This is a genomic window from Methanobrevibacter oralis, from assembly GCF_001639275.1.
In the GTDB taxonomy this organism is placed as follows: domain Archaea; phylum Methanobacteriota; class Methanobacteria; order Methanobacteriales; family Methanobacteriaceae; genus Methanocatella; species Methanocatella oralis.
On the sequence record NZ_LWMU01000069.1, the window covers coordinates 1 to 14,185 of the forward strand.

Sequence of the window (14,185 nt, forward strand, 5' to 3'; positions counted from 1 at the left end):
CTTCTGTAGGCTCTTCAATTAATGTTTCAAGTTTAAAAGCTGGGTTGCATACTGTTTTTGTTAAGTTAGTTGATGATGTTAATTATGTGGATGCTACAAGTGATACTTTAACTGTTAATGTTGCTAAGGCTATGTTAAATATCAGTGCAATTGCAAATAATATTACTTACGGCCAAGACTTATTTATTGCTTATGAATTCAATGTTAGTGATGTTAGTGGTAGTCTTGTTTTCTGTATTGACAATCAGCAAACAATTATAGGTATTCTTGGTTTTGCTATCGCTGTTACTGATTTAAAAGCAGGTAATCATACTGTTTTTGTTAAGTTAGTTGATGATGTTAATTATGTGGATGCTACAAGTGCTACATTGACTGTTAATGTTGCTAAGGCTACGTTAAATATTAGTGCAATTGCAAATAATATTACTTACGGCCAAGACTTAGTTGTTTCTCATGTTTTGAATGTTGGTGATGCTGTAGGTAGTGTTGTTTATTTTGTTGATGGTGAAATGGTAGGTAATTCCTCTGTGGGCTCTTCAATTAATGTTTCAGGTTTAAAAGCTGGGTTGCATACTGTTTTTGTTAAGTTAGTTGATGATGTTAATTATGTGGATGCTACAAGTGCTACTTTAACTGTTAATGTTGCTAAGGTTACATTAAATATCAGTGCAATAGTTTCTGATGTTGTTTATGGTCAAGATTTAGTTGTTTCTCATGTTTTGAATGTTGGTGATGCTGTGGGTAGTGTTGTTTATTTTGTTGATGGTGAAATGGTAGGTAATTCCTCTGTGGGCTCTTCAATTAATGTTTCAGGTTTAAAAGCTGGGTTGCATACTGTTTTTGTTAAGTTAGTTGATGATGTTAATTATGTGGATGCTACAAGTGATACATTGACTGTTAATGTTGCTAAGGTTACATTAAATATTAGTGCAATTGCAAATAATATTACTTACGGTCAAGATTTAGTTGTTTCTCATGTTTTGAATGTTGGTGATGCTGTGGGTAGTGTTGTTTATTTTGTTGATGGTGAAATGGTAGGTAATTCCTCTGTGGGCTCTTCAATTAATGTTTCAGCTTTGAAAGCTGGGTTGCATACTGTTTTTGTTAAGTTAGTTGATGATGTTAATTATGTGGATGCTACAAGTGATACATTGACTGTTAATGTTGTTAAAGCATCTAATGCTAATATTACTATTAGTATAATTCCTTTAAATCCAATTTATGGTGATAAAGTTAATGTTAACATTACTGTTCCAACAGATGCTGATGGTAAAGTTTTAATTGTTTTAGATAATAAAACTACAATAATTAAAGCTCCAGGAGAATCATACACATTTGTTCCATCAAATGCAGGTGAACATACAATTTCTGTATCATTAGTCAATGACACAAATTATATGAACACAACAAATGATGTTAAATTCAATGTAGCTAAGAAAAATACATTATTAATTGCTCCATCATTAATAAAGTATTATCTAAGCAATGATAAATTAATTGTTATTTTAAAAGATTCTACAGGTAAAATATTAGCTAATAAAAAAGTTACAATTAAAATCAATACTGTAACATATAATTTAAAAACAGATTCTAAAGGTGTTGCAAAATTACTCATACGTCTTAATCCAAAATCATATGTTGCAGATATTAAATTTACAGGAGATAACAATTATAATGTAGCAAATAAAAAAGTTAGTGTCAAAGTAGTTATTCCAAAGATTAAAGCTGTTAAAAATAAAGTTAAAAGAAACAAATATCTACAAGTATCCTTTAAAACTTATGACAATAAAGCAATTAAAAACACAAAAGTTACCTTAAAAATCAAAGGAAAAACATACACAGCTAAAACCAATAACAAAGGCATTGCTAAGCTAAAATTAAAAGTTAAAAAAGGAACTTATAAAGTAAAAACAGCTTTTAAATCTCCAGCTAAATACGGAAAAACAACAAGAACACTAAAAATAAAAGTAATTTAAGGATAAAATATTTATAATTTTATCCTATTTTTTTTATTCATAGATTTGATAATGTATAAAAGTATATAAACTATTTTTTACATATCATAAATTATCTTTTAATCAACTTAGAAGATTATCTACTCCAAAGGAGGTGATATGTATTAGATTAAAATGGGCTTTATTAATGGGATTGATGTTTATCATGTGTATACTCACAATATCGTCTATTTCAGCTTCAAATAATTTAATAGAATCGCTTTCTACTAATAATAATGGTTCAGAAGCAATTTATATTCCGAATTCCGACTTAAATTTATTATCTGGTAATGGAAATGATGTTGAAACACCTGATATTCCTGATTTAATTGTAAATGATACATTTTATGTTACTTCCGACGATATTGAGGATTATTTTCCAAATAGACAATTGGAATCTAAATATTATAATAAAACATTAATTTTTACAGGGAATTTTGAAAATGTTGGTAAATTGATAATTGATGTTAATAATGTTACTTTAAAAGGAGTCGGATCTTACTTAAAAAATACTGTTTTTGATTTAAGAGCGGATAATATTACATTAGATTCTTTTAATATGGATTTAGATAGTGAATTTGAAGATAATGATGGTGCAGCTATTGAATTTATTGCAAATAATATTGTATTATCAAATCTTAGAATTAATTATATTGTTCCTAGGAATGTTGAAGCATATGCTATTTATGGTATTGGACAACCATATAGAAGTATTAAAAATTTTAAAATGTTTAACTCAATTATAAATTTTGAAGGGCACAATGATTATGTTAATAAATATAATTATGCTGTTAAGTTAGTAGATTGTGTTGATTCAGTAATGGAAAATAATAGTCTTGTCACTTCACTTCCACTTCGAAATGTTGTTTTTGGAGCTATGGGTGCATCTTTAGATTCTGATTTTGTTTTATCTGTTGGAGTTGAGAATTGTCATAATTTCACTTTTATTGGAAATTCAATAATCGCTAATGTAAATAATAGACCAGCATTTACTTATCCTACATTAGACTGTTTCTTAATTTCTAAATGTGATAATTCATCAATATTAAATAATTCTATTTATATGACTGACTTTTTGACATTTCCAGGTGTTGAAAATTATCTTTATGGGATTGATGTTTATAACTTGAATAATTTAACAATCGCGTATAATAATATTTCAATTATAACTACTGGAGGTAAGTTAGCTGCTGGTACTGCATATCCTATTCAAATTACTGGACCTATTTCTGCTGTTAATATTACTTACAATGATATTTACACATTTTCTAATGGGCCAAATATTGGAATATATTCTCAAAATTATTATGGGAATACTTCATTATCAATTACTCATAATAGGATTAATGTTACAGGATTAGCTGGAAGTCATGAATGGGCTTTAGTTGCAGGAATTGAAACTCAGGATTCTAATTCAACTATTCAAAATAATACAATAGAAGTCCATAGTGTTGCTCCTGTTGATATTGGAGATAATATATATGGTATTAGTTATCGTCAAAAAACTTCTGGTAACCATACATATAATATTCAAAATAATACAGTATTTAGTGATGGATTTTACTCTGTTTACTTATTAAGCTCTGTAAATTCAAATGTTATAAATAATTTATTAGTATCATATAATGACAAGGTTAAAGCAGGACTTAATGGATTTAACTATAATGAGTTCTCATCACATATTGGAATTAATTTCTATAATAATAAAGTCATTAATGCTTTTGATTATTTTGCAAATAAATACAATAATATTGATGGTGGAGAAGGGTTTAATTATACAAATCCAACCAATATAAATTCTATATCTAATAATATTGATGGTTCATCTGTTATTGCAATTCCTAGTAATAATCATTATAATTACAATCCTTTAATTCCTGGGAATTCTAATAATCAAGGAAATCCTAATAATCAAGGTTCAAACCAACAAAATAATCAAGGTAATTCAAATGGAAATTCCTCACAGGGAGGTTCTGGAAATGGGGTTAATGATAATAATTCTGGAGAAGGTAATTCCTCAGGTAATAAATTATCTTTAAGAGATTTATTAGCTAATTTCTTTAATTCTAATTCTGATAAGGGAAAAGTTAACAGAAGTAATTATAATAGTAATGCTAACCACGAAATTACATCAAATAATACTGATCAAACACCATCTACTGAAGGCGAGGATGCTTTAATGAGTGATGTAAAATCAGTCGAATCTACAAGTGAATCTCCAAGTGCATCTGATAGTGCATCTAAAAAAGCTTATGAATTGGATGATTTAGTTAAGGAAAATAAATTGTTTATTCCATCTGTATTTTTCATAATATTTGTATTAATATTGATGCTAGTTGGGTATAGACGTAAAAATAAAAACTTGAATAAATAAATTTTATTCATTTATCTTTTTTTTAATAACTTTTATATATCTTGTTTTTTAGACTATTACATGTTTAAACAAAATATGATTTTTTATAAATATAGTTTGTTAAAATTGAGGTAATTTATTATGAAAATTAATAAATTAATTTTAATGGTTATACTTATCGGAGCAGTATTAACATTGTCTACTATAAGTGCTAGTGATTTAAATTGCACAAATGAGCTAAACATTAATGATTCAGGTATTCAAAGAAATTCCTTGGATGTTTATCTTGATAATGTTAATGGTCATGATTCCAATGATGGTAAAACAAATACTTCTGCTGTTAAAACATTTAATAAAGCACTTTCATTAGCTAATGATAATTCTTCAATTTATATAGCTAATGGTGTATATAGTGGAAATAAAAATACTAAAATTACAATAGGTAAATCAGTTAATATTATTGGGTCTTCTGATACTATCTTTGATGGATTAAAAGTTAATTATATTTTTATTGTTTCTAACTATGCAAAAGTCACATTTAAAAATATAAAATTTATAAATGCATATAAAATATATTCTGATTCATCTCAAAGTGGGCATTGTAGTATGTATGGTGCTGCTTTAGAAATTAAAAATGCATCTGTTACTTTAGATAATTGTTCATTTATGAATAACTATTTAAATTATGTAAGTGTTGTTAATTTTTATAATTATGGAGGTGCTGTTAGTAATTTAGGTAATTTAACTGTGTTAAATTCTTATTTTATAAATAATAGTGTTGGCACAACCTCGGGTCTTAATGGATATGGTGGTTCTATTTATAATAAAGGTAATTTATCTATTAATAATTCTAGTTTTTTAAATTCTAAAAGTAGAGATTTCAGTTATGGTGGAGCTATTGCTAATGATGGTTATGCTATTGTGAATAATACTTTAATTAAAGGATTATATGTTCGCCATGAATCTAGGGGATCTGCAATTTATAATAATGGTAATTTTTTATTAGTTAATTCGATCATTGAAAATAATACTATTGAGAGGGGAAACTTCAATTATATATATGGATGTATTTATAATAATAAAAAATTTGTTGCCTATGGAAACATCTTTAGAAATAATAAGGGATATTATGAAAAACCCCATCCTTCATTTAAAGGTTCACCAACAATTTTCAATGTAGGATCTATAAATTTAACTTACAATGCATTTATTAATAATGCTCCATTTTCGGGAATTGCATCAGATTTGTTTTATTATGGTGGAGAAATAATTTCCATAGATAATAATTGGTGGAGTACTAATAAAGATCCTTATTTAACTAATAAAATCAATATTAAGGATAATATTAATTCTTGGTTAGTATTTGACTTAACACCAAATTATTCTGCATTAAACATCAGTGATCATGTTGATATAACTGCAATTTGGAAATTAAGTAGTGGATTGACTCCAAATATTAAATTATTCCCAGTTTTGAATGTCAACTTCACTACAAATGTGAATAATGTTGTTCATAAAGCTTATGAAAAGTTAGATAATGGAAATTCAATTTTTACTTTTAATTTCACTGATAAAAAAGGAGGATATTTTGTCATTGCCTCTATTGAGGGATTTTCCCATAATGTAATGGTTGATGTTGGTAAGGGGAAATCCATTATTAAATTTAATGTAACTGATAATATAGTTTACACTGAAAATATTTTAATTGATGTAGAAGTTAGTGATGAACTTTCTAGTTTATTAAATGGTAATGTTAGTGTATATTTCAATGAAAATAAATCTAATCTTAATCTAACTAATGGTAAAACTACTTTTAATTTTACTAATTTCCCTACAGGTGTTCATGTATTTTATATTGTTTATGAGGGTGATGAAAATTATTTCAAAGCTTTTAAAAGGGTTGTTGTAACAATTAATAAAGCTCCTACAGAGTTAAGTATTCATGTGCCTGATTTTAAAATTGATAAAAAGGTTAATCTTATTGTAACATTAGGACCTAAAGGAATTAGAGGTATTGCTTATGTATATGTCGATGGAATACGTAAGACAATAGCATATTTGTATAATGGTAATACAACTATTAAGTTAAGTAATTTTGCAGAAGGCAAGCATAATCTTACTATAGAATATTTAGGTAATGAAAATTTTGAGCCATGTAATGCAAGTACAACATTTAAAGTAACTAAATATGATACCTCACTTAGTGTTACATCATTAGATATTAATTCGGGTCAAGATGCTATCATTAGTGTTACTGTTAATCCTAGTGATTTAAGGGGTGAAGCAATTCTTAGTATAAATGGAGTTAATAGTACAATATTTTTAAAAGATACTCAGACAGATATTAGAGTAGCTAATTTAACTAAAGGAGTATATAATGTTGTTATATTCTACAAAGGGGATAAAAAATATTATTCATCTAATGCATCTACATCATTTACAGTTTTAAAAGCTTTATCAAATATTAATGTTGATATTGTTAAGAACAATTTAACAGGCAATATTATTGTCACTACAAATCCAATTAATTGTACTGGCGTAGTTGGAATGTTTATTAACTTTGATGAGTATAGATTAAACCTTACAAGGGGAATTGCTAATTTTTCAGTTGAATTTTATAAAGGAACAAATTATATTTTTGTGTTTTATGAAGGAGATAATATATATGAAGGATCATCATGGAATATAACAATAGGTGAAGCTGAAGAGTTTACATTTATTGGTGGTAATGTAATAGCTTATGAGCATAATGATTTTAATTATAAGGTTCGTTTAGTTGAAGATAATGGAATTCCAATACAAAATAAGATTGTAAATTTCAAACTAAATAATAAATTGTATAATGTTACTACAAATAAAGATGGTTTTGCTTATTTACCTTTAAACTTAAATAAGGGCGTTTATAATATTCAAGCTACATTCAAAAACAAAACAATTTCAAATACGTTAAATATTAAAGCTATAGACTTTAATTTGATAATTTCAAATTCTTCTTATCTTGAAAATGAAAGTTTTGAGGTTTTTTTCAAGTATAATATTACTGGTAATCTTAAGTTTATTGTAGAAAATGAATTTAATGCTACGGTTGATATTGATGGAATTAAAGCTGTTTTCACAACAAATAAGTTAAATGCAGGAAATTATACTGTTAAAGTAATTTATTCCAATGAATTTTACACTGCTCCTGCAAAAATAAGTAACTTCGAAATTAAAAAGGCGAATACAAATTTAATCATTAATATTTCATCAGGTATTGAAAACAGAATGATTACAGTTTTTTTCCCAGAAACTGCAAGTGGTAGTGTAAATATTACAGTTGATGGAATTAACTACATATGCAATATTAATAGAGCAAAAGCAATTTTAAACTTGTTCAATCTTTCAAAAACTAATCATCAGGTCGTTGTTAATTATGGAGGAGATAATAATTTTAATGGTGCAAATTTAACAACTTCATTTATTGTTAAGGAATTTTTATCAGATCTTATTTTAACTATTAATAATGCTATTTATGGGGAAAATATTACTGTAACAGCTAATCTTAATAAAAATACAACAGGTAATATTATATTTAGTGTTGAATCATTATCTAAAACTGTAGAGATTCATAATGGTCAAGCTAGTTGGACTTTTAACTGGATTGATGTAGGAAACCATATAATTAAAGCATTTTATCCTGGAGATGAATTATTTATTTCTTCAACTAATTCAACTTCATTTAATATAGCTAAAGCTAATTCAACTATTGTATTGTACACTAAAGACGTTGTTTTAAATGAAAATATTAGAATTTATGCTAACTTAAGTAAAAATGCAACAGGAAGTGTTGCTTTTAGTATTGTAGATTATTATTCTCCAAGAAATAAACCAATTTCAAATTCAACAGCTCAATGGTATATTTCTCCATTAACAACAGGTCAATATAAAGTAATAGCTAATTATATTGGAGATAATAATTACAATCCATCATATACAATTTATTTATTAAATGTTACTCAAAAAAGAGCTAAATTATCTGTTGAAGTTAATGATATTGCAGTTAATGAAGTACTAGTAGTTAAAGTTAAGTTAACTGGCCCTAATAATGAAGGAATAAATGGAAGTGTTGTTTTAAATCTAAATTCTAAATCATATACAATTCATGTTAAAAATGGTGTTGGATCTTTATATGTTGGAAAATTTGCTGTTGGTACTTATGAATATAGTGTTACTTACCAAGGCTCTGCTAACTATTCAAAAACTTCAGTAAATAAAAAGTTTAATGTTATTGATTCTCTTTTAAATATTAGTTTAACTGCTCATGATGTTACTAAATTTTATAAGGGGAGTGAAAAACTTAAAATAATACTTAAATATGGAAACAATGGTGTTTCTAATGCAATTATTCATATTACTTTAAATAAGAAAAAGTATAGTGTAACTACTAACTCAAATGGAGTAGCTTATCTAGCTATTGGATTAAATCCTGGAAAATATAAAGCTTCTATAAGCTTTGATGGAAATTCAAAATATAATCCTGCAAAAAGTAATGCTGTAATTAATGTTTTATCAACAGTTGAGGGAATGGATCTTGTTAAATTATATGGAACATCTAGTCTTTACTTGTCAATATTTTCAGATTCAAATGGAAAAGTTTTAGGAAACACTAAAGTTAAATTCACTATTGGAAGCAAATCATTTACTGCTACTACTTTACCAAATGGAGTAGCTAGATTAAATATTAATTTTAAACCTGGAACTTATACTATTACAGCTATAAATCCTGTTACTGGTCAAAAAGCCACTAATACTATTAAAATATTTTATAGAATTGATCAAAATAAAGATTTGAATATGAATTTTGGTTCTGGCAAGTCTTATAAAGTTCGCCTCCATAATGATGATGCTAGTGTTTCTGGTGCAGGTAAAATTGTAGTGTTTAAAATAAATAATAAAGTTTACAAAGTTAAAACAGATAAAAAAGGACATGCTTATATAAAAATCAATCTTAATCCTAAAATTTACTTTATTACTGCTACTTACAAGGGATTCACTGTTAAAAACAAAATTATTGTTAAACCTCTTTTAAAAGCTAAAAATATCATTCAAAAAAAATCTAAAATAACTAAATTTAAAGTTAAATTAGTTAATAGTAATGGAAAAATTCAAAAGTCTAAAAAAATTACATTTAAAATAAAAGGTAAAACTTACAAAGCTAAAACAAATTCTAAAGGAGCAGCTACTTTAGTTTTAAAGAACTTAAAAGTAGGTAAACATATAATTTACTCTGTTTATGGCAAATCTAAAATCAAAAATTCAATAAAAATTATAAAATAATTTTTCATTTATTAATTAAAATTTATTTTATTTTAAATCAGTTTTTATTAAATTTTAAATACTATTCTGGATATAATTATTAATCGTAAAATTGTTACTATTACAATACAATTTTATGTAATAATTAATATTTGAGTGGTTTAATGAAATTAAATAAAAATATTTTTATTTTTGCACTTTTACTAATGCTTTTATTTTTTTGTATTAGCTCAGTAAGTGCATATAATTCACTTAATACAACTTCACAGATTCAATCACTAGCTAGTGATGGATCTAATGATATATTAAGGGATTTGGGAACTACTATATATGTTGATAGTAGTTATAGTGGAGAAAATGAAAATGGAAGTGCAGATGCTCCTTATAAAAAAATTTCTTCTGCTGTTAGCAGTGCAAATGGTGGAGAAAATATTTTTATAAAAAATGGAGAGTATTCTGAAAGTTCTAAAATTTCACCTGCTGTTTCTATGAATTTTGTTGGTGAAAGTCAAGATGGAGTTATTATTAACTCAACTTCTACTAATTCTTTATTTGAAATGACTGAAAATGGTATTGTTCTTTCATTTAATAACTTAACTTTTAAAGATATTTCTTTTAATATTAATGCACCAATTAAAATTGGAGGAAACTCTGACGTAAACATTAATAATTGTTCTTTTATTAATTGTTCATCAAAATTAGGTTCAATACATTTATATACAAAAGCAACTGCTACAGTTTCTAATTGCAAAATTGAAAATAGTAAATGCACTAAATCTGGTGGATGCGGTGCTCTTTACATATCTGCTGGAACTTTTAATATTAAAAATACCTTAATAAATAATTCTCGATTTAAAGTAAATTCTGGATTCATGTATGGTGTTATATATTCCTATGATTCCAATGCAATTGTAAATTTGGATAATGTAACAATATCTAATTCTAAAGGTGCTGCTTCAGGGGTTATTTATAATAAAGGAACTATTAATGTTAAAAATTCAAAAATCATTAGCAATACTGTTGAAAAATCTTCAACAGGTCTTCAAGGCGAATCTGTAATATATACTCATAATGGAGCCAAAACTACAATTGAACAAAGTGTAATAGCTGATAATGTTGCACCAAATAATTTTATTTATAATATTGGAGCTACTTCAAATACTGTATTAAATTATAATGCAATTTATAACAATACATTTGGTAGTGATTTTGCAAGTTCAAATGGTATTACAAATTTAGATTATAATTGGTGGGGAAGTAATAGTCAACCTACTGGTGTAACTGTAAATAATTGGGTAATTGTTGATGAAAATAATCATCAAATGTTAAATGATGGCAGTCCTTTAGATAAAGAACTTCCAATTCCAACTTTAAATAATCCCGAACCTAATGATGATGCTATTTATGTATCAATGAGTGGAAATGATAATAATAATGGATCTAGAGATGCACCTGTAGCTACCATAGCTAAAGCTATTGAAATAGCCAATACAGGTAAAATTATCATTTTAAATGGTCAATACATTATTACAAACACTTTAAAAGTTAATAAAACTTTAAGTATTGAAGGTAAGGGTAATGTTGTTATAGGTGGTAATTCCTTAAGAATTTTAGAAAATACAGCTAATCTTAATTTAACAAACATAAAATTTACTAATGCAAAATCTGCTTTTGCTTCAGCTATTTTAAATGAAGGAAATATGACTATTGATACTTGTAGTTTTTATTCTAATAAAGCAACTGGGACTTCTAATGGAAATATTATTAACAATAAAGCTAATTTAACCATTAATAATTGTGATTTTTATGAAAATATTGCTTCAAGAGGAGCAATTGCTTCTCAAAGCAAAAGTAAATTATTAATAAATAATTCTAAATTCCATAACAATGATATGACCTCAATTACAACCACATATGGTATTATTTATTCAAATTCTGCTGATGTTGTTGTTGTAAACACTAATTTTACAGATAATAAAGCTAAAATTGGTGGAGCAATCTATGTTACAAGAGCATCTTCATCTACTACTGGTACATTAAATGTTTTAAATTGTATTTTTAAAAATAATATAGCAAATATTGGTAATGGTGGAGCAATATTTACAGCACGTACTTTAACTAATATTGAAAACACTACCTTTATTAACAATACAGCTATTAAAAGTTTTAATAATGTTGGTGGTAATGGTGGAGCGATTTATCAATCAATTAATGATTTAACAAGTATTGTAACTATTAAAAACTCAATATTTATTGGTAATGCTGCTTCTAATGGAGCTGCTTTTTATGTAAATGCAGGAAAATTAAATGTTTCTAACTCAATAATATTAAATAAAGAAAATGATAACACTTATGCATTGAATAAATCTAATGAGGTAAATGATAGTGCAATTACTGCTAATGATAATTGGTGGGGAAGTAATTCTAAAGCAAATACTTTAATTCCAGTTGAAAGATGGGTTATGATGGATGCAAGTTATTCACCTTCAAATGCCCAACCGGGAGATGAAATAACTATTGAAGCTTCATTTACTAAATATAATTCAACTAGTGGGACTGGTGATTTAGAAGGTATTATTCCAGATGGAATTATTGTTAAATTTAAAACAAACACTATGGGTTTAAATAAAAATGCAACTACTAAAAATGGAAAAGCTATTGTAACATACACTCTTAAAAATGAGGATAATAATATTTATGTTTCATCTTCTAATGCAAATGTAACATTACCAATTGTCTTAGAAATTTTAGATATTATTTATGTATCTCCTAGCGGTAATGACTCTAACAATGGAGTTAGAGAAACTCCTGTAGCTAGTTTAGCTCATGCAATAGAAATTGCTGAGAGAGGTCAGATTGTACTTTTAGAAGGAACTCATTCAGCTTCTGGTTTATCTATTTCTAATACTTTAAATATTACTGGTGAAGGCAATGTTATAATTGATGTTGGAGCAAATGGTCGTTTAGCTTACATACATACTGGTGGTGTGTTAACTCTTAATAATTTAACTTTAATTAATGGATACCTATCTAGTGAAAGTGGAGCATTGTTAGGTAATGCTGGTAACTTAACTTTAATTAACATAACTTTATCTAATTCTACTTCTACAAATAATGGTGGAGCTATTTATAACGTTGGTAATTTAAAAATTATTAATTCCATAATAGCTAATAATAAAGCTGAACTTGGTGGAGCTATTTTTGCTGATGCATTTGCAGGAAGAGGTTCCTTAGTTATTATAAATACTACATTTACAAATAACACTGCTAAAGGTAATAATAGAGATAAAGCTGGTGGAGCTATTTATGCACAAGCTTTTAAAGGTAAGTTTGATATATTAAATTCAACATTCATAGCTAATACTGCTGGCTCTTATGGTGGTGGAGCTATATTTGGATTACAATTAGGTGATGTTTCAATTAAAAATTCTACTTTTGTAAATAATGCTGCTAAATCAACTGAAAATTATGGTGGAGGAGCTATTTGTTTCATTGGTGGAAATTATCAAAAAGAAGGAAGTTTAACTATTAAAAACACTTTATTTGATAATAATAAAGCTAATGTTAGTGGAGCAGCTATTTATGTAAGAGGATCTACTTTAACTATTTCAAACTCTGTTTTATTGAATAATATTGATAATAATGGAATTGCTATTCATAAGGGAGTTACTTCTTATGTTTCTGCAGTAGTCAATGCTAATGATAATTGGTGGGGTACTAATAAAAATCCATCAAGATTTGTTTCATCCGGTTCAAATCTTAATAGGTGGGTTATATTAACAGCTACTAATAATACTGCAATAACTGAAGGAAATACTGTAAGATTAACTGTTAGTTTAAATACATACACCACTGGAACTGCTAATGGAACTTTAGATAGTCCGATTATTATTTTACGTCCTGTAGTTATTAATACTACTTCAGGCGTTATTAATGGAGTATTAGAAAATGGTGAATTTTCAACTGATTATATTGTTCCATCTGGATTAAAAATAATCACTGCTACTGTAGATGATGAAACTCAAGTAATTTATGTTAAGGTTGTCAAAACAGAATTAACAATAAATAATATCACTGCTAAAAAAGGTGAAAGAGTGGACTTTATCGCTAATATAGTTGCTAATGATGGTGAAATTATAAACAGAGGTCATGTTGATCTATATATTAATAATGAATTGTTTAAAGTAATTCCAGTTTCTAATGGTAAAGCTATTGAAAGAATTTTAATTTCAAATGATGTTGGAGTTTATGATATTCTTGCTAAATATATTGATGAAACAGGTGGATTTGAAAAAAGCAATGCATCTGCTATTCTTAATGTTACAGGTATAAATAATTTTGTTACTAATTCTACTTTCTTTAATTTCTTTGATAGTGGTGGTGTTTTATTATCTGATGTTCCTTTCAATGATTTGATATTTTTAGGTGATTTTTCTGGTTTAGGTGTTAATATTATTAATTTAAATAGGAATATTTCGATTTTAGGTAGTAATGCTGTATTGTATGATATGGGTTTTTTAATTAGTGCTTCTGGTGTTGTTTT

4 protein-coding genes are annotated in these 14,185 nt (G+C 26.6%); all 4 read left to right on the forward strand.

The genetic code is table 11. The annotated features are described in order from the left end of the window. Positions 1-1,976 (forward strand): autotransporter outer membrane beta-barrel domain-containing protein (locus MBORA_RS10830; protein WP_157944494.1); only part of this gene is annotated, 1,976 nt, incomplete at its 5' end. A gap of 166 nt (positions 1,977-2,142) precedes the next feature. Then, positions 2,143-4,368, forward strand: coding sequence for a hypothetical protein (locus MBORA_RS05610; protein WP_052331828.1), 2,226 nt, complete (start codon positions 2,143-2,145; stop codon positions 4,366-4,368). A 120-nt stretch (positions 4,369-4,488) separates the two neighbouring features. Beyond that, the gene (locus tag MBORA_RS05615) at positions 4,489-9,663 is read left to right on the forward strand and encodes an Ig-like domain-containing protein (RefSeq protein ID WP_042693899.1); all 5,175 of its coding nucleotides are present in this window, start codon (positions 4,489-4,491) and stop codon (positions 9,661-9,663) included. A 143-nt stretch (positions 9,664-9,806) separates the two neighbouring features. Next, a partial coding sequence (locus MBORA_RS05620) for a right-handed parallel beta-helix repeat-containing protein (RefSeq protein WP_332870919.1) occupies positions 9,807-14,185 on the forward strand: 4,379 nt, incomplete at its 3' end.

Bases quoted from the DNA above. Each gene is read 5' to 3' on its own strand.
- MBORA_RS05610 (WP_052331828.1), top strand. From the start codon at position 2,143: ATGGGATTGATGTTTATCATGTGTATACTCACAATATCGTCTATTTCA.
- MBORA_RS05615 (WP_042693899.1), top strand. From the start codon at position 4,489: ATGAAAATTAATAAATTAATTTTAATGGTTATACTTATCGGAGCAGTA.